This is a genomic window from Marinococcus halophilus (genome assembly GCF_900166605.1).
Taxonomy (GTDB): domain Bacteria; phylum Bacillota; class Bacilli; order Bacillales; family Marinococcaceae; genus Marinococcus; species Marinococcus halophilus.
This window is the reverse complement of record NZ_FVZD01000006.1, coordinates 317,162-342,002: the sequence shown is the minus strand read 5'-3', so window position 1 is coordinate 342,002 and position 24,841 is coordinate 317,162. Positions and strand designations below refer to the sequence as shown.

Here is a 24,841-nt window from a genome sequence, read left to right as displayed (position 1 = left end):
AGTCTAATGAGAGTACTCTGTAAGAATGTTTTTCACAGTGTGATAATAAAAATTTGTGCCTTCAATAATGTCTTGTTCCGAGCTATATTCTAGTGGGTTATGACTAATCCCGTCTTTGCATCGCACAAAAATCATCCCGTAATCACATACCTTAGAGAGTGGCATAGCATCGTGAAACGGCCCGCTCATTAATTCCGTAGTTTTTATTTTCAAGTGCTCGGCTTGATTTATCATGATATTTTGTATCCAATCGGCGCAGTATCGGGGCTCGCTATTAGTATCCTCATGAATATCGAGTTCTAGATTGTGGTTGGAAGCTATTTTTTCTAATTCTATTCGTAACTCTCGCTCACATTCATTTCTGCGCTCTAAATCAATATCACGCAGATCGATCGTAAAGCTTACTTCCTCTGGAATAATATTACGGGAATTAGGGAAAACTTTAACGTGTCCGACTGTCCCTACTGTTGAAGCTGGTTGGCGTTTTTGTACTATAGTATGCAAAGCTTTTGTGGCTTCACTAGCGCCGAGGAAAGCATCTTGACGAAGGTGCATAGGGACTGACCCTGCATGACCTGCAAATCCTTTATATGTCACTGTAAGCCATAATGGTCCAGAAATGCCTGTGACAATACCAACTGCCGCCTCTTCATTTTCTAAAACGGGTCCTTGTTCAATATGCATTTCTAAAAAAGCAAAAAGTCGATCCGAATCATAAGCAGCATCATGTACTTTCTCAGGGTCCAGTCCCATGCTTTTTAATGCTTCACGTCTGCTAATCCCATCTTCATCTTTTCTTTCAAGCTCATTGTTTTCTAATTCTCCAACTAGTCCTCGAGAACCAAAAATACCTTTATTAAATCGAGATCCTTCTTCGTCGCTAAAAGAAACTATTTCGATGGTTCTTTTGAAAGTGTGGCCTTCTTCTATCAGGCTTTGAACTAATTCTATTGCTCCAAGCACGCCAATTGTGCCATCGTAACGACCGCCATAAGGTTGACTGTCAATGTGGGATCCGAGCATTAAAATAGGTTGCGATGGGTCTTCTCCCTCTAGCCGTCCAATCAAATTCCCAACTTCATCAATGCGCGTATAGAGGTTTGCATCTTTCATCCATTGTTCTACTAAAGCCAAAGCTTTTAAATCATCTTTAGAATGGGCTAACCTTCGCACTCCCGTAGTTCCAATTTTTCCAATTTCGGCAAGCTCATTAATATGCTCAAGTAAGCGTTGAGGATTAATATGCAAATTACTCGTTTCTGTACTCATTATAGACTCCTTTATCAATAGTTAGATTCGAATTCCTCCATCGCATCATTAAAGCGTTCAAAAGTATTTTGTTTTCGTGGAGGAGTAAGAAGAGTGACAGTAACAAATGCAATGACGTTGACCATTAATCCCCACATCCCAGCACTCAAACCTAAAGGGTTTTGCCAGCCTGGAATAAAAGTAAAAAGTAGTAATGTCACAAATCCAGAAATCAAACCTGCCAATGCTCCAGGAGAATTTGATCTTTTCCAAAATAAGGATCCTAAAGTGGGAACTATAAGTTGAGCAGAGCCCCCAAAACCAATTAAGCCAATAGTTACTAGAAAGCCGGGGACAAATAGAGTAAGTAAATAAGCTACTAATGAAAAAATTAAAATACTAAATCGACCTATTCTTAGTAGTTGATTGTTGGAAGCATTTGGATTTTTATACCTTTGGTAGAAATCTTTTGTTACTAACGTAGAGACAGCATGAATTTGACTGTTTGCAGTCGACATCGCCGCGGAAGCTCCGCCAGCTAGCACTAATGTAGCAATAACGATGGGAGCGTATTCATATAGTACTACCGGAAGTAATTGATCTGGGTTATCAATTTCATTAATAGTGAGTACTCCTGTCCAACTAACAAGTAAAGAACCAAAATAGGTAACAGCTACTAAAGAAATTAAAAAAGGCATTAAATTGAATAAGTTTCCATTCTTAACAGCGTACATACGCAACCAGAGTTGTGGTCCCATAATAGCTCCGATAGCAGTTATAAAACATAGAGAAATCCAAGATAGATATCCAGAATCTCCTTGAGGACCTGGCAAGGTTAAGTGCTCAATATTTTCAGCACGCATTTGTTCGAATAAAGAGAAAGGTCCACCAACCACATTTGAAATGTAAAAACCTACAAAAAGTAGACCAAAAAATACTAAAGCTCCATAAATAATATCTGTCCAGGCAACTGCACGTATTCCACCCACCCAAACATATATAATGATAACAGCATAGAACATTAAACCTGCTAACCAAAAAGGAATAGTCCCTCCTGAAGCAACCTCGATTAAGTATCCACCTCCAGTAAGTTGTATCTGAAGATAAGGAACTGTGGATATTATTAGAATCGTAGTAACCCAAAATCTCATTTTTTCGCTCTGATAAAAATCGCCTAATAAGTCAGAAGGGGTTACGTAATTAAATTTCTTTCCGAGAAACCAAACCCGTTTTCCCACTATGAAATATAGAAAACCAAATAAAATGTTCCATGCAAAAGCAGTGAGGTACACAGGCCCTTGCGTGTAAAAAGAAGCGTTAGAGCCCAAGAAAGCGAACGCACTCCACCAAGTAGCTGATACCGTGAAAAAAGCTGCTACTGAACCCATTCCTCGCCCTTGGATGAAATAGTCATCACTTGTATTTTGTGATTTACTAGCTGCTATAAACCCTATAATTAGAGGAATAAGCATAAATAATAGAATGATTATTACGCTGATAGACATGGCGCTCCTCCAGACGTTTAATTATTAGAATGTCGTCCCCAGTTGGTCTTATAAGCTACAAAGAATAGGCAAGTACACAGTAACCACCAGAAAAACACCCAGAAAACTAGAAACGGCATCCCGAGGAGAAAAGGTTCGACACGGTTAGCGATTAAAATAATAGGGCTCTCTAACATAAAAAGAACAATAAAGGTAGCAGTAATATAAAAAACATATAATTTTCTGTTTACCATGTTAGATGTTCCTTTCACCATATGGGTTGATCTTTATTTAAATCCTAAATCGTAAGACATTACCAGCGGGCGGTGACCATTTTCTTGCGGGTGTAGAACTCCACGCCGTCCTTGCCGTTCGCATGCAGGTCGCCGTAAAAGGAATCCTTCCAGCCCGAAAACGGGAAGAACGCCATCGGCGCCGGCACCCCGACGTTGACCCCGAGCATCCCGGCATCAATCGTTTCCCGGAATTCGCGGACGTGGTGCCCGGAGCTTGTGAACAGGCACGCGCCGTTCGCAAAGCGGGACTCGTTCGCCCACGCGATGCCGGCGGTCAGGTCCGGCACCCGCACGATGGACAGGACCGGCGCAAACAGCTCGTCCTGCCAGATGGTCATCGTCTGCTGCACGTGGTCAAAGATCGTCGGGCCGATAAAGTAGCCCTCCCGGGCCACCTCATCCTCGCGGCCATCGCGCACGAGCGTCGCGCCTTCCTCGACGCCTTTGTCGATGTAGGCCTTCGTTTTCTCGAGGTGTCCCTCGCGGATCACCGGCCCGAGGAACACGTCCTTCTCGCGGCCGTTGCCGATGGTGACGTCGTCGGCATACGCCTGGATCCTGGCCACCAGCTCGTCGGCGACGCTCTCCTGCACCGCCACCACAGAGGCGGCCATGCACCGTTCGCCCGCGGAGCCGAAGGCGGCGTTTAAAATCTGCCAGGCCGCGTTATCGAGGTCCGCGTCCTCCATCACGAGCGTATGGTTTTTCGCCCCGGCGAGCGCCTGCACGCGTTTGCCGTGCGCCGTCCCGGTTTTGTACACGTAGTCCGCGACCGGCTGGGAGCCGACAAAGGAAATCGCCGGCACGTCCCCGTGCTCGAGCAGGCCGTTCACGACGTCATGCGCGCCGTGCACCACGGACAGGACGCCCTTCGGGAGGCCCGCTTCCTCGAACAGCTCGGCGAGCCGGTTCGCGAGCATCGGGGTCCGCTCGGACGGCTTCAGCACGAACGTGTTGCCGCAGGCGATCGCGAGCGGAAACATCCAGCACGGCACCATCATCGGGAAGTTGAACGGGGTGATCCCGCCGACGACGCCGATCGGGTAGCGGTACATCCCGGACTCGATGTTCGTCGCAATGTCCGGGAGCTGGTCGCCCATCATGAGCGTCGGGGCCCCGGCGGCAAATTCCACGCATTCGATGCCGCGCTGCACTTCGCCTTTGGCCTCCTTCAGGTTTTTGCCGTTTTCGAGCGTAATGATCTCGGCGAGCTCGTCCCAGTGGCTCACGAGCAGCTGCTGGTAGGCAAACAGGATACGGGCGCGCTGCGGCACGGGCTTGGTCGACCAGTCGCGGTACGCCGCTTTCGACGCCTCCACGGCCTCGTTCACTTCGTCCTTCGAGGAAAGCGGGACGCGGGCGATCACCTCACTGGTGGCCGGATTGTACACCTGGTCGGTGGCGGACCGGGAGGTCACCCATTCGCCGCCGATAAAATTTTTTAAGGTCGTTACTGCTTGTTCCTTCATCATATCGCTTCCTTTTCACTATTAGTTTAGAAGTAGTAACCTATTTCAAAAAACTAAAGTTCTGTATTAAAGCCTTTACTTATTTTTTCTACAATTGCCTCAAGATCTTTGTCTGAAATAGATAAAGGAGGAGCTAATGTGATAATATTATTAAAATCTTTGACAGTATCCCCATTTTTGCCAACAATTAAGCCTGCTGATTTACAATTTGCAATAATAGAAGCTACTACTTCATTAGAAGCAGGAATTTTTGTTTCTTTATCTGCTACAATCTCAATGCCAAATAGCAAACCTTGATGACGAATGTCACCTACATTTTGATGTTCTTCTAAAAAAGAAAGCTTGGATCGCAATTTATTACCAAGCTCATTTGAGCGTTCTGGGAGATTTTCTTCTTCCATAATTTCTAAATTTCTCAAAGCTACCTCACAAGCGGCAGGATTTCCACCAAACGTATTAACATGACGAAAATGAGCGTCTTCCTTTTCGGTGGCAAAAGCTTGATAAATTTCCTCTTTAACTGCGGTAGCAGCTAAGGGCAAATATCCACTAGTTATTCCTTTAGCCATAGAAACAATATCAGGTTGAATATCGAAGTGCTGATAACCGAATTTCTTTCCAGTGCGACCGAAGCCACAAATAACTTCATCTATAATTAGTAAAATTCCATATCGTTGGCATATTTCTTGTACTTTTTTTACGTAGGAAGGGTGAGGAATAAGAACACCGCCACCTGTAATTATCGGTTCCATAATGAAGCCTGCTACTGTTTCAGGACGCTCGTATCGTATAGTTGCTTCTAATTTCTCTGCACAGATTATACTCCATTCTTCAAATGTATATTCAAGAGGTTTTCGGTATTCGTCAGGCGCTTCAACGTGTATAAAGCCAGGAGCTAACGGTTCATACATATATTTTCGTTGAGATTGTCCTGTAGCTGAGAGGGCAGCAAATGTATTTCCGTGATAAGAACGGTACCGGGAGATGAACTTGTAACGTCCTGGTTTAGAATTTTGATGGTGGTACTGTCTAGCAATCTTAAAAGCAGTTTCGTTAGCTTCAGAACCGCTATTCGAGAAGAAAATTTTATAGTGACCTTTAAGCCAATCATTTAATTTTTCTGAAAGCTTAATAGCTGGGAGATGGCTGCTAGAGAGTGGATAATAAGGTAAAGTATTCATTTGACTCTTGGCTGCCTCTGCTAATTCTTCTCTTCCATAGCCAACGTTTACGCACCATAATCCAGACATACCGTCTAAATATTTGTTCTCTTCAATATCAGTTATCCAAGCATTTTGAGCACTTTTAACAATCATAGTGTTTTGATTTTTTTTGTAGGGTTTTAAGTGATGCCACACGTATTTTTGGTCCTTGTCATAAAAATTTGAATGAGTATTAATATTCATATTATCCTCCTAGTACATTTTTAATTTTAGAAAGCGTTTACAAAAATGGCTTATGAATTTAATGTAAGATATATATAGTGAAAATTCATTAGTCACAGTGTAAAAAAATTATAATTATTACTTAACATTTGGAGGTCTTATGAATTCGATAACTGTGAATGAAATATTGAAAAATAATTTATTTAAAAAAGCTGAGATCGTTTCTGGAAAGGGAGGATTGGAAAAGAGAGTACGCTGGGTTCATATTATGGAAGTTACTGATTTTTCGTCTTTACTTGACGGTCAAGAAATGATATTAACTACTGGCATAGGATTAAGTAATAATGAAGTCTCTCCACAGGAGTACCTAGAGCAGCTAATAGAAAAAGAAATTTCATGTATATGCATAGAGTTGGGGACCTACGTTAATGAAGTAGATGCTAAAATGATTGATTTATCTAACAAATTTTCCTTGCCTATTATTATATTTAAAGAAGAAGTTAAATTTGTAGAAATTACGCAATCTATTAATTCTTTATTGATAAATCGCCATTATAATAATCTAAAGAAGTTAGACAGTTTGTCTCAACAATTTCAATCTTTTGCGGCGGTTCCAAATGGGTATGTGAAGGTTATTAAATGTTTACATGATTATGTTAAGTTTCCCACAGTATATATTTCTACTAATAATGATATACTCTTTTTTCCTGAATTAGAAAGGAAAGAATGGGAAACACATATCTCAAAAATTCAAGAACTAAACGACCATAATACAAAAAGTATTGATATTAATTTTGGTAATAAAAGAATAGTTTTGAAACGAATAGAAATTTTAAATCAATTATGGGGGACCTTAGCAATAATAATTCCCATAGAAGAACCCAATGAATTAATTAACTTAATGTTAGATAGAGCTTCTATGACTATTAGCAATCAACTATTATATAATAGGTTCCAAGAAGAAAAAAAATTACATGAGGAACAAGCATGGGTTAATGAGATTATACATCAAAATATTACTGACGAGGCAACAGCTCGAGCTCAATTAGGCACCTTGAATATAGATAGAAATAAAATAAATTATTTTGTTTTCACATTAGAGGGGCAAGTGTCAAAAAAGAATTTTGATAATTTTTCTTCAAACAATGCTTACTACCATTTGGCTTTAGTGTTAAGAAACTATTTTAAACAAAAGGGGCATTATCCTTTTATTAATCAAATGAAAGATTCCCAATTTGTAGCCATCATATTAAACTCTGAGTCTAGTAGTATTAATAAGACTGAACTATTAGATATAGAAAGTTTTCTTGAAAAAAATACAAATGAATTTATTAATTATGAATATGGAATCAGTCAAATATACCACCAATTAATTGAAGCAAGTAATGCTTATAGAGAAACCACACAAGTAATTCAAACGGGGCGAATGCTTCAAAATCAAGAAGTAAATGTTTCTCCATTTTTCAGTGATCTAGGAGCCTACCAGATGCTATACAATTTAAAAGATAATTACGATATTAGCGAGTTTGTAACAGAGCAGTTAGGTCCTACGTTTTGGAAGGAATTAAATAAGAATCCCTACCTATATAACACACTTCGTGAATACCTAAGGTGCCAATGTGTAAAGAAAGATACAGCCAAACAACTATATATTGCTCGACAAACTTTATACTATCGTTTAGAAAAAATTGAAAATTACTTAGGGTATAAAATAAAAGATAATTATCAAAAAAGATTAGGATTAGAATTAGCTATCTTGTTTGCTGATATGCTGCCCATGAAAAAATAGTTATGTACTATTTTTACTTCTTCCTGGGAACAGGGACCTCATAGGGAAATTTTCTGGTGAAGGCAGAATGAAATCCGGAGTTAAAAAATAATCAAAATAAATTTTAAGATCTTTAGGGTGAATTTTAACTAAAACGACAAGGTGTATGAACATGCAGTTAGACACGTGTGACAAATGTTCTGAAAAATTTGAAACATTAACGGCAATAGGCGCTAACGAGTATTGCGATGGCTATCTAGAAGATTCCTCTTATTGCGATGAATGAAGTGAATTAATAGTAGAATACAAAACTAAACATACGGATGCCCAAGACGGAGAACTTTGCTAACATTGAGTTCTGCCATACAAGATTATCATGAGAGAAAATCAGACCACAGTTGGTCCAATGTCGATGAATTCAGAATTTGTGATCATTTTGGCAAAAATAGAGTTTACAGACAAGGCACAGGGGCTGAACCATTTTTGGGCCAGCCCCTTTCATTTACTCCCAGTCTTCGAGCACGATTTTTCCGATCGCTTTTCCCGACTCCACTTTACGGTGCGCTTCTTTCATTTGGTTGGCATTCAACGGCGTCAGCGTTTCGGTCAGCGTTGGCTTAATGGTTCCCTGGTCAAACAGATCAGCCAGCTCGCCCAAAATAACGTGCTGGCGGATCATATCCTCTGTCTGGTACATCGGCCGTGTGAACATAAATTCCCACATAAAGGCGACGCTTTTTGCCTGCAGGTCGGTCAGCTGCAGCGGCTTCTCTGTCTCCACAATCGAGCAGATGGCTCCCTGCGGACGGATGCACTCCGCCATGCTATCCCAGTGCTGCGCCGTGTCGGTAAAGCAGAGAATATAATCCACTCCGTCATAGCCTGCATCCTGAAGCTGTTTTAACAGCGGCTGATGATGATTGATCACTTTGTCTGCACCCATTTGCTCGCACCAGGCGGTGGTCTCTTCACGCGAAGCAGTAGCCACTACATCGAGTCCGGCCCATTTAGCGAGCTGAATTGCAATAGAACCAACTCCGCCGGCACCGTTCAGTACAAGTACCGAAGAGCCGCGGTCCCGTTCGGGCACGATGCCGATCCGGTCAAACATCGCTTCGTATGCAGTAATGGCCGTTAAAGGCATGGCGGCACTTTCGGCCATGGAAAGCTGTTTCGGGCGTCTTCCCACGACACGCTCGTCCACCAGATGATATTCCTGATTGGAGCCGGAACGCTGATTGCTTCCGGCGTAATACACTTCATCGCCGGACTGGAACAGGGAAGCTTCTTCGCCCGCAGCTTCAATTATGCCGGCAGCGTCGAAGCCGAGTATCTGCGGCTGCTCTTCCTCCGTCCCTTCATTTGCGCCGCGGATTTTTGTATCCACGGGATTTACGGAGACAGCCTGGACACGCACAAGCAGGTCCCGCCCTTTCGGTTCGGGCTTTGCTATGTCAAACATTTCAAAGCTGGCGTCCTCTTCAATTGGAAGGTGCTTTTTAAAGCCTATTGCCTTCACTATAATCCCTTCTTTCTTCACTTGGTTAGAACCACTCTTGTTTCTCATACCCATCCAGTTCCATCCGGCAAACAACCCGAAGCCGCTTATGCCTGTTCGAAATTTCCGTTGAATTAGGTTATAATAAAAGCACTAATTTTAAGGAAAGAAGGCGGCGTATGCAGGATCAAACCCACACATTCACCAAACGGGAGGAATTTGCCAACGCGCTCACGCACGGCATCGGAGCAATGCTAAGTGTGGCTGCACTTGTTGTGATGATTGTTTTTGCTTCCATGAATGCTTCGTCCCTCCATGTGGTGAGCGTTTCTATCTTCGGCACATCCATGCTTCTTTCCTACGTCTGCTCCACTCTGCTTCACAGCTTTCCTGCAGGAAAGCTCAAAGACCTGTTCGAGGTCTTTGATCACTCTGCCATCTATATATTCATTGCCGGTACGTATACGCCATTTCTATTTCATGCACTGGAAGGCATCTTAAGCTGGACGCTGTTTGGCATTGTCTGGGGCATTGCTTTTGTCGGCATTCTTTTCAAAGCCTTTTTCAGCAAGCGTTTTCGCATTCTTTCAACCTTGTTTTACATCGGTATGGGCTGGATTATCATTATTGCCTGGCCCGCGCTTGTGAGTGCCCTTCCACCCGGCGGCCTCGTGCTTCTCGTTACCGGAGGTATATTGTACACAGCCGGCACCGTCTTCTACATGTGGCGGAGCTTTCCTTTCCACCATGCCGTCTGGCACTTTTTTGTCCTCGCCGGCTCTACGGCTCATTTCGCTGCCGTATTTTTTTACATCATCCCTTTATAGACCTTTCTTCGTCTCCCACGGCCCGGCCGGCGGGAGACTTTTTTGCCAACATTTCCTTGTGCCATTATTCTTTGTTTGACTCCTTCTTCTGCACGGGTAAAAGCTAATATTAAATACAAACCGAGTGGAGGCAACAATTAATGGAACGAATCTTATTGGGAGAAACAGACATCGAAGTGTCACGTGTAGGCCTGGGAACATGGGCTATGGGTGGTGTGCTCTGGCAGAATGAGCCGGATGAACAGGCCGCAGTGAAAACAATCCGGCAGGCACTCGATATAGGCATTACCACTATTGATACGGCACCGGATTACGGTCTGGGAAATTCCGAAACGTTTATTGGAAAAGCTTTAAATCAGGCGGGCACTCCAAGGGAGCAAGTACAGCTGTTTGGAAAGCCCGGCGTTAACTGGAACGAAGACAAAGAGCTTTTCCGGGACATGCGTCCGGATAAAGTAGAAACGGAAATAGATAATACACTGCGCCGGCTGAACACGGACTATTTGGATTTATATCAAATTCACTGGCCGGATCATGAAACCGGCATGGAAGATATGGGCAATGTTATGAATAAGCTGTACGAAAAAGGAAAAATCCGCGCTATTGGTGTAAGTAATTTCACTCCGGACGAGATGGAAGAATTGCGCCAGTACGTGCCGCTTCATGTCACGCAAAACCAGTACAATATGTTCCAGCGGGAGTTGAAGCCGTGGTTTGAATATGCCGAACGCAACCATATTGCAGGTATTACCTGGGGCACGTTCGCACACAGTCTTCTGACTGGCAAGGTGGATGCCCAAAGCACGTTTACAGATGAAGACATCCGCGCAAGTCTGCCTCTGTACCAGAGCAATAGCAGAAACTACTATTTGGCAGCAGTCAGAGAACTGCAGGAGTTCGCTCACGAGCGAAACAAAACCATCGCCCAGCTTGCAGCACGCTGGACACTTGAAAACAGCGGTATAAGCATGTGCCTCTGGGGCGCAAGAACCCCGGAGCAGATCAAAGAAGCCGAAGGCGTTGATGGCTGGATACTCGACCAGGAAGAAATGGAGCATATTGAAGATATTCTTGCCAAACACGTCCCTTCGCTTCAGAACAATCAATTAAATATTTACGCCCCGCCTGAACGTTCAGACGTATAAATATATCAATTGGCTGAAAAACAAACGAAATACCTTAAAAGAACCCGTCCATTTAGGGCGGGTTTTTTAATCCCAAACAGTGTAATGACGGTGTTGTTCAAACTGTACCTGACGCCGGGGCCAACGCGCTCGAATATTAATTTGTTATAATAGAGTCAAATTACGTCAAAAGGATGTTTTGCTTGCCAACACGCGCCCACGCCTATATCAATACTGCCCTGGCCATTCTGACCGTTTACGCTGTGTTGTTGACGACCCGGCTGTTTTTCGACACCCACGAGCTTCTCGTTTTCATCACGCACCCGCTTTTCTTAATTCTTCCTGTCGGCCTCACGGTGGCAGGGCTGAGGTACTTTGTCGTTTATATTGAAGAGAAAAACAAAAAACGCTTCCTTTATTTTTTAATCTCCGGAAGCGCCGCGCTATTTCTGCTGTTTTTATTATTTTTATATATTATTTCCAGGCTTGTTGCCCTTTGAAACAATTTACTTCTATTCAAAATTTTGATAAGCTTCAAGATATTTCATCAATCGTTTTTAAAGGAGAGAGAGTATGGCACAATCAGCATCCTGGCGGACAAAAGCTCCCTATCGGGCGGATCAGGTGGGAAGCCTTTTACGTACGGCCGCCATCAAAGACGCACGGGAAAATTACGCGAATGGCTCTATTTCCACGGAAGAACTGCGCCGTGTAGAAGATAAAGAAATCGAGCGCGTCGTTGAAAAGCAAAAAGAAACAGGACTTCAGGCTGTGACAGACGGAGAATTCCGTCGTGCCTGGTGGCATTTTGATTTTCTTGAAGACCTGATCGGCGTGGAAGCCTATGAAAAAGATTCCGGCATCCAGTTTGAAGGAGTGCAGACGAAAGCACGCGGGATCAAGGTAACTGGAAAAATTGACTTTAGCGATAAGCATCCTATGCTTGAAGATTTCCGCTACCTTCATCAGATTACCGGAAGTACAGAAGCTAAGTTCACAATTCCAAGCCCGAATATGCTTCACCTCCGGGGCGAGATCGACACCGATTTATACAGTGGCCCAGAAGATATGATCGATGACCTGGCCAAAGCATATCAGAAAGCGATACAGGCATTCTATGACGCCGGCTGCCGCTACCTGCAGCTTGACGACACATCCTGGGCCCACCTGTGCTCCGAAGAACAGATCAAGCACATGGAGCAGGAAGGAATCAATCACCGTTCCCTTGTGGAACGCCATGCCCGGGCGGTCAATGAATCTGTAGCCTATAAGCCGGAGGACATGACCATTACTATGCACATCTGCCGCGGCAACTTCCGTTCCACATGGTTTTCTTCCGGCGGATACGAGCCGGTAGCTGATATTTTATTCGGCAGCGTCAACGTTGACGGGTTTTTCCTGGAATATGACAATGACCGGGCCGGCGATTTCAAACCACTTCGCTTCATTAATCGCAAAAACGTTCAGGTGATCCTTGGCCTGATTACTTCTAAAAGCGGCGACCTTGAAAATGCTGACGACGTGAAAGCCAGGATCAGGGAAGCTTCTGAGTATGTGCCGCTCGAGCAGCTCTGCCTGAGTCCTCAATGCGGATTTGCTTCGACAGAAGAAGGAAATATTTTAACCGAAGACGAACAGTGGAAAAAACTGGAGCATGTTGTGACTATTGCCAAAGATGTATGGCAGGGATAACACCAAAAAGCAGGGCCGAAAATTTCGGCCCTGCTTTTTTGATTATCTTTAGTTGCTTAACACTGGAGATTCTTTTGAAAAATCGCTTGTCTCAAGCTGTTCGTACAGAAAATCGACAAGCGTCTGGCGGTACAGGGTGTTTTTTAAATTATGGCGACCAGGATAGCCCACCGTCGGCGCATTTTCGCCGGAAGGCTTATCGGAAAGCACCGGCACCCGCACAAGCGTCCAATCCAGATTCGACTGGCGGATAATGTCGGCTGCATTCGCGTGCTCATTCGAGCCTTTAAATTTTGCCACCTTCCAGCCCGCAGTCATAAGGCTGAACCGCTTGGACGTGCCGTCCTGCGGCGTTTTCACATCCGAGCTCGTGACCGCCACAAGCCGGTTGATACCGCGTTCCTGCATCGCATTCACAATGTGGGACACACCGGTGCTGAGCGGCGTTCCCTTCGCTGCTTCCTTGCGCCCGAGCAGGCTGACTACCGCGTCAGCCCCCCTCAAAGAATCGTAAACATTCTGGTAATTCGTAATTTTCCCTTCATGAACAGTTAAATTATCGTTTTCAATTAATAGCTTTTCCGGTTGGCGGGCGTACACTACTACTTCGCTGCCCTCTTTTAAAGCTTTGCGGACAAAACGTTTTCCCGTGTTGCCGGTCGCACCAAATACAACTATTTTCATATTGGTTCCCTCCTACTTGTTCACACTGCTCCTCTATTGTACCGGAGATGCAAAGCAAACCCAACCGCAGCAGGGAAAACATAAATAAAAGGAGAGCGATTGAGGCCCCGGTTGCTCAATCGCTCTCCTTTATATCCATCGATGTGTTAATCTGCTGCTAAAAGCCTCCGGTTCACTTTCTTATGGATGCCCGGCATAAACAACAAGCCACTCAACGTGGAAGCCAGGCTCTGCAGAAGCCGTCAACATGATGGATGAAACAGATAATTTTTCAGGGTCAGACCATGTTAGGTCCGCCGGTTGATCTTTTTACCTGCATGATGCTTTTTTGCAAGAACTACTTAGTTTACGTACAAAGTTGTTTACTGGATCACTTTTTTATAAAAAAATTTTAAGCAAAATAAAAAAGCCTTCGTTCGAAGACTCTTACATTAAATAATCCCAGGCATTTTTGGCAATTAAAGCGATCGTCACGATGATAAACAGCATCTTCACGTAGGCCGATCCTTTTTTAATGGCGACATTTGCCCCGACATATGCGCCGGCAATCATCGCGGCCCCCATTGGCAGGCCATACGCGTAATGAATGGAATCAAACCAGATGAATGCGAGCAGGCCGCCAATGTTGCTCGCAAAGTTCAGCACTTTGGCGTTCCCTGCCGCTTCGACAAAGTTAAAGCCAAGAAAAATAAAAGCAAACAGTAAAAATGACCCTGTTCCCGGTCCGAGAAACCCGTCGTAAAATCCAAGCACAACAGCGATAACGGCACCGATGAGCCACACTTTACGAGTGATACTCTGAAAGGTGGAAAGGCTTCCGAGGTTTTTATTGACCAGCGTGTAGACCGTTACCACAACGAGCAGAATCAAAATAATCGGCTCCAGAATATCGGGTGGGATCCTCTGCACGACGATTACGCCGAGCACCGAGCCCGCAAAGGCCAGCGGAAAAAGTGTAAATACAAGACGTTTATTAATCTGGCCGTGCCGGAGAAACGAAACCATGCTCGTCCCGGAGCCCATCGTCCCGGCAAGCTTATTCGTACCAAGTGCCGTCTGCGGCGACATGCCGGTAAAAAGGAGCGCCGGCATGGCAATCAGCCCGCCCCCGCCGACTACCGCGTCGACAAACGCAGCGAGAAAACCGATCACAATCAAAAATAATAAAATCGATAATGAAAACTCATCCATATGTATGCAGCCCGCTTTCTGTAAAAACCAAAGATGTCCCTGCCATTTTACCGATTTCGACCGATGATTTCCACCTGTTTCCAACCACTTCAACATAAAAAGCAGCCGGCGCCGGCTGCTCTTCTATATTACGTTCGTTCTCCAGACGTTTCTCCCTGTGTTTCCTCTTCAGCTTCTTCATTCTTTTCCTCTTTTTCAGTACCTCGCCCGGTGTTTGTAACTTCTCCGGCGTCAATGCCGTCTTCATGCAGCCACTTGGCGATAAAAATAAATCCGATTACTGCGATAAAGCTCATTGTCCATGAAAGCACCTGCCGCAGAATAATTCCTTCGTCAAAGGCTTCTACGCCGTAGCTCTGCACGAGCCAGATTTTAACGAACGCGAGAATAAATTCCCGGAGGGCAAAAAACAGTGTGATCGCCTGAAATACCCATAAGTATTTGCGCACATAAAACTGCTTTTTCAGCTGCTTGCGGTCTCCGCCCTGCAGCTCCATAAAATCGACGGTGAAAAAGAGCCAGATCGGCCGCCTAAAAATAACCGTTAAAATAAAGAATGCACCCATAACAAAATCGTAGTAAATATTGTTCCACAAAAGCTGCAATCCGCCGCCGGCAACAAGATCGAGAACAGTGCCGATAATCAGGGTGGCGATCATGTAAATCCCAAACGTATTCACCTTTTTCAACAGTACGAAGCGGTACACTGTATAAATAATCCCCGGTACCGAGGATATGAGCATCGCTATATAATCACCTGTATAGTCCCGCGCCATGTTCCAAATAAAAATTGGAAAGACGACGTAAAAAATAATGTCAAACCACATAATGTGCTTCTGCTGCACACGCCCCACCTCCTTCATCTATCCTATCACAAGTATAGAATATTTCGCGCCCGGGTATAGAAAAGTCAGGACGTACACAGGAGGGAAAGCACATGCTGCCAGAAGCTGCAGTCACAGAGGCAAAAAAAAGAATGGACGGCCACCGGTGTGAAGGCTTTCTCGACGGTCCAAACCCGCATGATCCTATTGTAATGATGATCGGGGAAGCACCGGGAGAAACAGAAATTACGGGCGGCGGTCCTTACGATGGGCGAGCCGGCAGGCAGTTTCTATCCTACCTGGAGCTTCTTCCGTATCCCGTGGAAGACATCTACGTGACCCGGACGATCAAAAGCCGTCCGTACCGCTGGGGGCACACCCCGGCAGGTAAACCGCGCAAATATAACCGCACGCCGAACCGCAAGGAAATTATGGCTCATGCCCCGCTTCTTGATGAGGAGATACGCTCGGCTGCGCCTAAGATTCTTTGTCCAATGGGACGCACCCCGTACTGGCGGCTTCTTGGACGTTCTCCGCGTATGCCGGAAATTGCTGGCGGGCACTTCACTTCCCCTGTACGGGAGGTCGACATCTCTTCAGAAAAGTATAGATGGAGCCGGGAGAGATACCTGATTTTTCCGTTGTACCATCCAGCAGCAAGCCTGTATAACCGTTCGCTCGAAACCATCATACGCCGGCACTTCCATGATCTCGCCCGCCTCCTTTCCGCGCGCTCGTAAGTCCCCTTTATGATATATATTAAAAAATAACCATAAAGTAAATTCCATTTATGACATATCAACGAACAAAACGAACGGGAATTCGGGGAAATAAGCAGCAAAAGCAGAGCGCGAGCTCGAAAAAAATTATTCATGGAGGGAAACTTGTGGAAGGTACATTTACCGACTGGAATTTTGCCAAGGACAAAAGTACAATAATTACCGTAACAGCTCTCGTAAAATAGTATCTTTTCTTTATTATATTACTGAAAGGCCTGATACCAGTGCTTCCTATTACGTTTCACCATGTCCATACCCCGGGACGGCTCATCGAGGACCGCAATGAGTTTCGCCACTACCATTCTTTAGAATGGAAGCATCATTTCGACAGCAATTTTATCTCCTTTAAACAAATGCCGACGACTGATTACTTTCAGAAAATCGAAGCCCGTCTACGCGACTTTCACAGAGCCCGCGGCCAAAATCACTTAAAATTTCATTTTCCGCCAAATACAGAACTCCCGCAGGCGTTAAACCAGTACCTGCACAGCTCCCTCTACGATGTGAGCGTTATGGAGCTGTATGCCATCCAGCCGGCTGAATTTCCCCGTCAGGCGCTACCTGAGGGATGCAGCATCCAGCGCGTTGATGTGGAGAGCCTTCCCGCTTTTCTCGCTATGCAGCTTGAACAGGACCTTCCTTTCGGAGAAGCATACGCTGCCCAAAAACAACAAATGCTCGAGCAGCAGTTTTATGACGCTTCATTTATTCAACTGATCGCTTATTACCACGGCCGCCCTGCCGGCTTTGTTGAACTGATTGCCAGCGGTCACGCTGTGGAAATGGATAATCTGTTCGTCCATGATGATTTGCAGCGCAAAGGCATTGGCCATGCCCTGCAGCAATTCACCATGAATCTGTTCCCCGATAAGGCAGTCTTTCTCGTGGCAGACCAGGAAGATACACCGCGCGATATGTACCGGAAACAGAACTATGAGCGCCTTGGCTTTCAGTACACCGCTATTTTCCAATAAATACGGTCCTATGCAAAAGACGCCCGCGAAAGGCGTCTTTTTTTAATCAGTACATCATATGCATAAACAAAGCAATAATGGGAATGGCGATTAAGGTACGCTGAAAAAAACATACAACCAATTCCCAGAGCTTTACTGGCATTCTCGTTGCTTTAATAACAACAATCGATTCAGAAAAGAACACAATTTGTACTAACGAGAGCGTCGTTACAAAATAAACCGCTCCTGCTTCAAGTGCTGCTAAATCTCCTGCAATCAAAAGAACCGGCAGAAACATTTCGGCAATACCTACGGGGATCGATGGTGCGATCATTGCCGCATTAGGCACGCCGAGAATATTTAAAAGCGGGATGAATGGCATGCCCAGCCAGTTAAACAACGGAGTATACTCAGCGACAATCAGGCCGGTAATACCAATAGAAGCAAGCATTGCCACTACCCGCGGAAGCACACCGAGTGCCCCCGCCACACTCGCCTTCACTTCTGAGCCAAGCGGCCGGGCTGTTTCAGCTCTTTTGGCCGCACGCTGGAAGCCACGAGGAACAATGCCAAGCTCAAACTTTGTCTCCCCTTGTCTTTCTTCTTCTGTCTGCTCCCGTCCGTCAAAATAAACGTCTGGCTGCTTCGACAGAGGTGGAATCCGAATCATAAAGAAAGAAATAATAAACGCAATCAGCATACCGGAAAAATATACCTGCAGAAAATCCTGACTCAGTCCTGCTGTGTTAATGACCAGCACGGCAAATCCGACACTGACTGCACTAAAGCTTGTAGCAATAGCCACGGCTTCGCGTTTTGTGTAAACATTCATGCGATACAAACTGCTTGTAATCAAAATAGCTACAGACGAAGCACTGACAAACGAAGAAATAGCATCGATTGTGCTTTTACCGGGCACTTTAAACAACGGACGCATAACCGGCTCCAGTATCGACCCGATAAAATCAAGTGCTCCGTAATTTAAAAGCAGCGGCATAAACACAGCGGCCAGCGGAATGATCCAGCCAACGGTAAGCACAATCGAAGGGATAATCGTGCCGCCTGTATCCGGACCGACCATCCATTCCGGACCGGTGAATCCAGCCAAGCTGTCGTGAAGAGCGTAGACTGACATAAAGACTGCACCCAGCACGTAAAAGAAAATGTGTACGCCCGTGTCTCCCCCGTAATAGTTTAACAGTCGCCCGCTTCTTTCCGGAAACAACTTCACGTATATACTCATGACGGCATTAGCGAGTACCATTACCGTAAAAAGCCACAAACTAAAAGGCACAGAAAGGTTCAAAAGAAAGTTATACAAGTAGCCAAAAACGACATCAGTTTCCCCGTCCACTACTACCGGAACAAAGAAAACAATTACAGCAATGGAGGTCAGCAGAAATGATTTGATCAATCCTTTTCTCAGCTGTCCCCGGCTGATTTTCTGTTTATCCAGTTCCTTCCCCTCGAGCGGTGCTGTGTCTCCAGGATTTTTTTCCATATGGTCCAAATCCTCGTCAGCTATATTCTTCATTTACATACTCCTTCCTGCGAAACATTTTACCTGATTAGCTTTTTACATCGTTGATTTGGCCGCCTCTGCGCTTTTCCATCCTTTAAAGGAGCTGATGTCTTCTCCTTTAGCACTGCTTTCGCAAATAAACCCCATCACGTCGCGTCCATCGTTTAGCTTGATCGTGCCGATTCCTAACGGAGCAGGAATCTTTGCGGCAAACTTTCCTATCTCTTCGATTGGCATCTGCCATAGTTCAACGTCGATTTCTTCTCCCGCCTCTTCCCGTATTAAGCCGGGCTTGGCCGGTTCGCTGTTTAGGCGTATCAGTTTATATTCCGGAGCCGTCGATGCTTCTTCCACGAATTCAGCACGATGTTCGGTCATCTGTTTTTCAAGTGGAAAACCTCTCATGTGAAGCCCGCATACGGCGATCAGCTTTTCGGCTGGTTCTTCCGGCAGAGAAAGCTCTTTCCGCTGCCAGCTTTCTGCTGCCCCCATTAGCAGGTTTTCGGCATCTGAACGGCTGAACAGCGTTACGCCAAAAGGCACCTCTGGTGCTGCTTGCCCGGCTGGCAGCGCGATTGCACTCATATCAAGCAAATTGCAGTGATTCGTATATTTGCCCATATCGCTGTTTGTCTGTACCGGGTCTTTTTGGACCTCTTCTCTTGTCCACGTTCCTCCGCATGTCGGAAGCACGAGCACATTATTTTCGAGCCACCGGCCGGTGTGGTGCTTAATTTCCTGCAGCCGGTGCATCGTCTCAAACAGCTCTGCCGCCCCGTATGCTCTGCCCTCTCCTTTGGAAAGTACTTTTTCGGTTACCGGGAATACGTCGTCGCGGTGCTTTTCTACAAATGTGCCGAGTGCCGCCCAGCGTTCAGCAATCCAGGGGCCATCGTACAGCACCGATGCCGCTTCACTTAGTATGGACGTATTCACATAGGACACTTCCTCTGGCCCTTGTTCAAGCTGCTCGACTGTTTTTTTCCATGCCTGCCGGTACTCCTCTTCATATGGCCCATAAAATTCCAGTTCTTCTTCCGGCAGCAGCCATTTTTTCGGCTTTTGCTTTTGTAAACTTTTAAACGGCTTCGACCAGGGATCACCTGGGTCCATGCCCCGGGCTATCCGATCCACCAGGTGAATATCATTTATCTCCCAGGTGAATACTGTCACACAATCCAGACTTTCACATGCCGGCACGACGCCGCTGATCGGCCAGGCACCAAGCGAGGGTTTCCACCCGATCAGTCCATGCAGCGCAGCCGGAACCCGCCCGGAGCCTGCAGTATCTGTACCGAGGGAAAAAGCAGACAGACCGCACGCTACCGCTACGGCAGAGCCTGCACTCGACCCACCGCTGATCAGTTCATCCTTGTGTGCGTTATGCGTTTCTCCATAAGGGCTCCGCGTACCGACGAGCCCTGTTGCAAACTGATCCAGGTTCGTTTTCCCAACCGGTATGGCGCCGGCGTCGACGAGACGCTCCACTACGGAGGCGTGCTTGTCCGGGGTGTAGGTGTATGCTTCGCACCCAGCCGTCGTCGGCCATCCCGCTACGTCGATATTGTCCTTCACGGCGAATGGTACGCCCCACAGCGGCAGCTCCTCCGGCGAAAACGCAGCCAGCCGGTCAATATACGGCTGGATCCGCTCCTTGGAAGGAGGGTAGATCCAAATGTTTTTGTGTTTATATTTCACGGCCCTTTCGAGAATGCTGTCTACCACTTCTCCGGGGTCTATACTTTTGCTTCGGTAAGCCGTTAACAGCTCCTGCACTGTCAAATGCTCTGTCATGTAACCGACACCCCGCTTTCTTTCTCTGCACGCAGGCCGACGATTAACTGACCGGCCTGCACTTCATCTCCGGGCTCCACATGTATGGAAGCCACATAACCCTCTTCCGGAGCCTGCTGCGGAAATTCCATTTTCATACTTTCTTCAATGACCAGCACGTCGCCCTTTTTCACGTACTGTCCCTCCGTCACTTCGACCTTCCATACACTTCCCGGCATGGAGCAGCGAACAGCCGTTTCATCTGTAGGCAGCTCTTCTTCAGGCGCCCCGGCATTTCCGTTGTCATCCTCTACATGCTCTGCAATGCCCTGCTCTTTCCAACGTTCACGCTCTGCCTGAAAGGCTGCCTGCTGATTTTCTTTAAACGCTGCGGCACTTTCCTGAATCGATTCCTGAAATGCCAGGTATTCGCCCAGATCGAAGGTGGTTTCTGTAATGTCTGCTTCAAACCGGCCGCGCAGGAAATCCTCCCGCAGTTCCGTCAGTTCTTCATGCGAAACCGGGTAATACTGAATCTGGTCAAAAAAGCGAAGCAGCCACGGTTTTCCAGGTTCAAAACTTTCCGTTGCCTGCAGCCGGTTCCACATCTGAATCGTCCGGCCGACGAACTGATAGCCTCCCGGCCCTTCCATGCCGTACACGCACATATACGCTCCGCCTATGCCTACAGCGTTCTCCGGCGTCCATGTCCGTGCCGGGTTGTATTTGGTCGTGACAAGCCGGTGTCTCGGATCTGTCGGTGTGGCAAGCGGCGCCCCGAGGTACACATCGCCAAGGCCAAGCACCAGGTAATTTGCGTCGAATACTATCTGTTTTACGTCGTCAATACTTTCCAGACCATTGATTCGCCGGATAAATTCCAGATTATCCGGGCACCACGGAGCATCCGGCCGCACGTTTTGCTGGTAACGTTCGGTGGCAAGCTGCACAGACGGGTCGTTCCATGAGAGCGGCAGCTTTACAATACGGGAAGGCACCTGTATCGACTCCAGCGGCGGAAGATTCTCATCAATGCGAAGTACATGATCCGAAGCCTCCTGGACTGTCATCTGCAGCGGATCAATATGAATCTGCAGAGACCGCACCCCTGGAGTCATTTCAATAACCGGGAGCACGCCTTCTTTTTCGATCGCCTCCATGAGCACCTGAACCTGAAAACGAAGCTTTAGATCCAGTTCCATTTCGCCGTATTCCACTAGCAGATACTCATCCCCGCTCATGCGGACTGTGATAGGAAAACGGCGGCCCTGTCGTTCATTGACGAGTAACGGGTAATCCGGATCCAGCACGTCATTTTCCTTTGGCAGCGTAATGGCTTCTGTTTCCCGTCCCGCTCTTACACTTTCGATCAGCCGCTCCTGCGTTTTTCGAAGATCATTAGCTTGCTCAATCGTCAGCAGCTGAAAATGCACCTTGTCCCCGGGCTGCAGCTGGCCGATTTTCCAAAACTCTGCAGAAGCAGTTGTCACCGGGCAGACAAAACCTCCCAGGCTTGGCCCGTCCGGACCGAGCAGAATTGGCATATCGCCTGTCAAATCAAGTGTTCCAACTGCATAAGCGTTATCATGAATATTGGATGGGTGCAGGCCTGCTTCTCCCCCGTCTTCACGGGTCCAGGATGGTGCAGATCCAATCAGGCGCACCCCAGTCCGGGAGCTGTTAAAATGCACTTCCCATTCTGCTTCTGCCAGCTGCTGCAAATATTCCGGCTGCAAAAATTCCGGCGTGCAGTGCGGGCCGGGGATCATGCCAATCGTCCACTCGCTCTTTAATTCCGGGCGCGTATCCGCAGCAAGCGACTGCTGCTTTTGGCTATCCGAACTTCCGCGGACACCGAGGATGTCTCCCGGGCGCAGAGCTCTTCCGGCATGGCCGCCAAATTCTCCAAGGGTAAACGTGGAGGAACTTCCGAGCACCTTCGGTTTATCAAATCCCCCTTCAACCAGCAGGTAGGTTCTCATGCCTTCGGTGGTTTTTCCAAACGTCAGTGTCTGGCCTTTCTTTGCTTTCACCGTTTCGTATAAGGCCACGGCTTCTCCTTCAAGAGCAGCGCCCATGTCACTGCCAGTGATACAGAACATGAGATCATCCCGGAAAATGTAGGACCCTCCCTGCAGGGTCAGCTCCAGACCGCTCGCGTCTTCCGCATTGTTCAGAATTGCATTGCCAAGCCTGAAAGCGAAAGGGTCCATCGGGCCGCAGGGCGGAACGCCGACGTCCCAGTGACCGGTTCTTCCCGGCACGTCCTGCACAGTCGTCTGGATCCCTCCGTCCAGCACCTCCAGTGCTTTTTCCGCCGGGTCAAAATCATTCAGCAGACGGGTGAAAACATGTCCTTCCCGTACACGGGAATCCTGCAGAAGCCTACGGACGTACTGACGGTTTGTGGTGACTCCGTAAAAACGGGTTTCTCCAAGCGCCTCATACAGCTTATCAAGCGCAGTCTCCCGGCTGCCGGCGTGCACAATGATTTTGGCAAGCATCGGATCATACAGCGTCGTCGTCTCCACGCCGTTTTGAATCCAAGTCTCATTTCTTGCGTTATTCGACAGCAACACGTGGTCGATATGGCCGGCGCTCGGGCGAAAATCGCGGCCGCAGTCTTCAGCGTACACCCGGGCCTGAATGCTGTGGCCTGACGATGCCGGCACTTTCGCCGCGAGGTTCTGCCAGCAGCCGGCCGCTTCTTTTACCATCCATTCCACCAGGTCAATGCCGAGCACTTCCTCTGTTACTCCGTGCTCCACCTGAAGCCGCGTATTTACTTCCAAAAAGTAAAATGTACATTCGTCCGGATCATATAAGAATTCGACCGTGCCGGCACTTCTGTATCCTGAGGTTTCTGCAAGACGTTCGGCTGCCTGCCACATCGCTTTTCTTGTTTCCTCCGTAATATTTGGGGCGGGCGTTTCTTCCACCACTTTTTGATTTCTCCGCTGCAGCGAGCAGTCCCGCTCCCCTAATGCGACAACCTCCCCGCTTTCATTGCCAAAGATCTGAACTTCAATGTGACGGGCGCTTGGAATGTATTTTTCCAGAAACATACCGCCATCGTTAAAGTTTGCCTCTGCCAAATGCTTGACGTTTTCATACGCTTCATGAAGCGACTCTTCATTTTCACAGATCCGCATGCCGATGCCACCACCGCCGGCCGTACTTTTTAAAATGACCGGGTAGCCGATACCCGCTGCCTCTGCCATCGCTTCCTCCCGGCTATCCAACAGATCTGTGCCCGGAAGCAGAGGGACGCCCGCTTCTTTCGCAGCAGCACGGGCCGTGTGCTTCAGTCCGAACAGCTCCATCTGCTCCGGCTCCGGGCCAATAAACGTAATGTTCTGCTTCGCACATTCACGCGCAAAATCAGCATTTTCACTCAAAAAGCCGTACCCCGGGTGGATGGCATCTGCTCCTTTCTCAAGCGCTGTTTCCAGGATCTTTTGTTCATTCAGATAGCTCTCCTGCGGTGCCCCTTCACCGATATTTACTGCTTCATCGGCGTATGCCACGTGCAGACTATCGCGATCCGCCTTCGTGTATACAGCCACAGACGGAATATTTAATTTTTTTAATGTTCTTTCAATTCTGACAGCAATCGCTCCACGATTTGCAATGAGTACCTTTTGAAACATTCAGCCTCTCTCCTTTTAGTAATCTATTTATCCCAGATGAGTACACGAAGTGGCGTTGGATTAAAACCGCTGCACGGATTATTCAACTGCGGGCAGTTGCTTATGAGTGCAGTCACTGCGCAATTGGCTGTCATTTCCACATAGCAGCCGGGCCCTGAAATTCCGTCATCAAAATCCAGGCCGCCCTCCGGCGTAACCGGCACATTCATGAAGAAATTGATATTCGGCGCTATGTCGCGCTTACTGTAATCATGACCATATTTGGCCAGCTGGTACATGAAGGTGTCACGACAGTTGTGCATCGACTCCCGGTCATGGGCGTAGCGGACCGTGTTGCTTTGAGACGAGCAGGCTCCCCCAAGCGTGTCGTGCCGCCCGACCGTGTCGGCTGTGATTTCAAGTAAATCCTTTCCGGATTCGGCTTTTAGTACTGAACCAGTCGTTAAATAAATATTGTTTTGTGCATTAATAGTGTTAATCGCACTGTAATGATCTTCCGGGTGCTGCGTATCAAAAAAGAGTGTATCAGCTGCTTCGTTTCCCTCCACGTCTTCAATCCGGAACACTTGGCCGGGCTGCAGTTCTTTGATCCAGCCTTCGCCGGCCGGAATCAGCTGTTCATATACGGCTGTGTCCGCGGTTCTTTCACTTTGTACCTTTGCTAGCATATTCAT

The 24,841-nt window shown here is 47.0% G+C and carries 20 protein-coding genes; 7 read left to right on the top strand and 13 right to left on the bottom strand.

Going from position 1 to position 24,841, the window contains the following annotated elements:
* Nucleotides 1-3: 3 nt before the first annotated feature.
* The 5 genes from B5066_RS07815 to B5066_RS07795 form a co-directional block, all read right to left on the bottom strand.
* On the bottom strand, nucleotides 4-1,269 hold the full coding sequence (locus B5066_RS07815; RefSeq protein ID WP_079475385.1) for a Zn-dependent hydrolase: 1,266 nt from the start codon (nucleotides 1,267-1,269) through the stop codon (nucleotides 4-6).
* 14 nt (nucleotides 1,270-1,283) lie between these two features.
* Nucleotides 1,284-2,753, bottom strand: a complete 1,470-nt coding sequence (locus B5066_RS07810; RefSeq protein ID WP_079475384.1) for a sodium:solute symporter family protein — start codon at nucleotides 2,751-2,753, stop codon at nucleotides 1,284-1,286.
* A 17-nt stretch (nucleotides 2,754-2,770) separates the two neighbouring features.
* The gene (locus B5066_RS16990) at nucleotides 2,771-2,929 is read right to left on the bottom strand and encodes a DUF3311 domain-containing protein (protein WP_261763958.1); all 159 of its coding nucleotides are present in this window, start codon (nucleotides 2,927-2,929) and stop codon (nucleotides 2,771-2,773) included.
* Between the two features lie 116 nt (nucleotides 2,930-3,045).
* A complete protein-coding gene (locus B5066_RS07800; RefSeq protein ID WP_079475382.1) occupies nucleotides 3,046-4,497 on the bottom strand; it encodes a CoA-acylating methylmalonate-semialdehyde dehydrogenase in 1,452 nt (483 codons plus the stop codon).
* 53 nt (nucleotides 4,498-4,550) lie between these two features.
* Nucleotides 4,551-5,903 carry an aspartate aminotransferase family protein gene (locus tag B5066_RS07795; RefSeq protein ID WP_079475381.1) on the bottom strand — a complete coding sequence of 451 codons (1,353 nt, stop codon included), beginning with the start codon at nucleotides 5,901-5,903 and terminating at the stop codon, nucleotides 4,551-4,553.
* A 139-nt stretch (nucleotides 5,904-6,042) separates the two neighbouring features.
* Here B5066_RS07795 and B5066_RS07790 point away from each other — a divergent pair, with 139 nt between their 5' ends.
* A complete protein-coding gene (locus tag B5066_RS07790; RefSeq protein WP_079475380.1) occupies nucleotides 6,043-7,671 on the top strand; it encodes a PucR family transcriptional regulator in 1,629 nt (542 codons plus the stop codon).
* Between the two features lie 481 nt (nucleotides 7,672-8,152).
* Here the strand turns inward: B5066_RS07790 and B5066_RS07785 are convergent, their stop codons facing one another.
* Nucleotides 8,153-9,217 carry a zinc-binding alcohol dehydrogenase family protein gene (locus B5066_RS07785; protein WP_079476981.1) on the bottom strand — a complete coding sequence of 355 codons (1,065 nt, stop codon included), beginning with the start codon at nucleotides 9,215-9,217 and terminating at the stop codon, nucleotides 8,153-8,155.
* Nucleotides 9,218-9,327: 110 nt separating this feature from the next.
* Between B5066_RS07785 and trhA the strand changes: the two genes are divergently transcribed.
* The 4 genes from trhA (at nucleotide 9,328) to B5066_RS07765 (ending at nucleotide 12,791) form a co-directional block, all read left to right on the top strand.
* Nucleotides 9,328-9,975 carry a PAQR family membrane homeostasis protein TrhA gene (gene trhA / locus B5066_RS07780; RefSeq protein ID WP_079475379.1) on the top strand — a complete coding sequence of 216 codons (648 nt, stop codon included), beginning with the start codon at nucleotides 9,328-9,330 and terminating at the stop codon, nucleotides 9,973-9,975.
* Between the two features lie 140 nt (nucleotides 9,976-10,115).
* Nucleotides 10,116-11,120: an aldo/keto reductase gene (locus B5066_RS07775; RefSeq protein ID WP_079475378.1), complete on the top strand. Its 1,005-nt coding sequence runs from the start codon at nucleotides 10,116-10,118 to the stop codon at nucleotides 11,118-11,120.
* A gap of 182 nt (nucleotides 11,121-11,302) precedes the next feature.
* Nucleotides 11,303-11,599, top strand: a complete 297-nt coding sequence (locus B5066_RS07770) for a hypothetical protein (RefSeq protein WP_079475377.1) — start codon at nucleotides 11,303-11,305, stop codon at nucleotides 11,597-11,599.
* A 73-nt stretch (nucleotides 11,600-11,672) separates the two neighbouring features.
* Complete coding sequence (locus tag B5066_RS07765; protein ID WP_079475376.1) at nucleotides 11,673-12,791, top strand: 5-methyltetrahydropteroyltriglutamate--homocysteine S-methyltransferase; 1,119 nt, start codon at nucleotides 11,673-11,675, stop codon at nucleotides 12,789-12,791.
* A 48-nt stretch (nucleotides 12,792-12,839) separates the two neighbouring features.
* Here B5066_RS07765 and B5066_RS07760 read toward each other — a convergent pair whose 3' ends face one another.
* The 3 genes from B5066_RS07760 to B5066_RS07750 all read right to left on the bottom strand — a co-directional run bounded on the left by B5066_RS07760 (nucleotide 12,840) and on the right by B5066_RS07750 (nucleotide 15,511).
* The gene (locus B5066_RS07760; RefSeq protein WP_079475375.1) at nucleotides 12,840-13,475 is read right to left on the bottom strand and encodes an NAD(P)-dependent oxidoreductase; all 636 of its coding nucleotides are present in this window, start codon (nucleotides 13,473-13,475) and stop codon (nucleotides 12,840-12,842) included.
* A 426-nt stretch (nucleotides 13,476-13,901) separates the two neighbouring features.
* Nucleotides 13,902-14,666: a sulfite exporter TauE/SafE family protein gene (locus tag B5066_RS07755; RefSeq protein ID WP_079475374.1), complete on the bottom strand. Its 765-nt coding sequence runs from the start codon at nucleotides 14,664-14,666 to the stop codon at nucleotides 13,902-13,904.
* Between the two features lie 128 nt (nucleotides 14,667-14,794).
* Nucleotides 14,795-15,511 carry a VC0807 family protein gene (locus B5066_RS07750; protein ID WP_179124059.1) on the bottom strand — a complete coding sequence of 239 codons (717 nt, stop codon included), beginning with the start codon at nucleotides 15,509-15,511 and terminating at the stop codon, nucleotides 14,795-14,797.
* Between the two features lie 92 nt (nucleotides 15,512-15,603).
* Here B5066_RS07750 and B5066_RS07745 point away from each other — a divergent pair, with 92 nt between their 5' ends.
* A complete protein-coding gene (locus B5066_RS07745) occupies nucleotides 15,604-16,230 on the top strand; it encodes a uracil-DNA glycosylase (RefSeq protein ID WP_079475373.1) in 627 nt (208 codons plus the stop codon).
* 263 nt (nucleotides 16,231-16,493) lie between these two features.
* Nucleotides 16,494-17,243, top strand: a complete 750-nt coding sequence (locus B5066_RS07740; RefSeq protein ID WP_079475372.1) for a GNAT family N-acetyltransferase — start codon at nucleotides 16,494-16,496, stop codon at nucleotides 17,241-17,243.
* Between the two features lie 46 nt (nucleotides 17,244-17,289).
* On the opposite strand, the gene B5066_RS07735 is transcribed toward B5066_RS07740, so the two are convergent.
* From B5066_RS07735 to B5066_RS07720, 4 genes are read right to left on the bottom strand one after another with little or no spacing between them, the layout of a single operon-like run.
* Complete coding sequence (locus tag B5066_RS07735; RefSeq protein WP_143745411.1) at nucleotides 17,290-18,756, bottom strand: YjiH family protein; 1,467 nt, start codon at nucleotides 18,754-18,756, stop codon at nucleotides 17,290-17,292.
* 42 nt (nucleotides 18,757-18,798) lie between these two features.
* The gene (atzF, locus tag B5066_RS07730) at nucleotides 18,799-20,538 is read right to left on the bottom strand and encodes an allophanate hydrolase (protein WP_079475371.1); all 1,740 of its coding nucleotides are present in this window, start codon (nucleotides 20,536-20,538) and stop codon (nucleotides 18,799-18,801) included.
* Nucleotides 20,535-24,167: an urea carboxylase gene (gene uca / locus B5066_RS07725; RefSeq protein WP_079475370.1), complete on the bottom strand. Its 3,633-nt coding sequence runs from the start codon at nucleotides 24,165-24,167 to the stop codon at nucleotides 20,535-20,537. Before uca ends, atzF begins: the two co-directional genes overlap by 4 nt.
* A gap of 23 nt (nucleotides 24,168-24,190) precedes the next feature.
* Entirely contained in the window at nucleotides 24,191-24,835 is a 645-nt protein-coding gene (locus tag B5066_RS07720; RefSeq protein WP_371862261.1) for an urea amidolyase associated protein UAAP2, read from the bottom strand.
* Nucleotides 24,836-24,841: the final 6 nt, after the last annotated feature.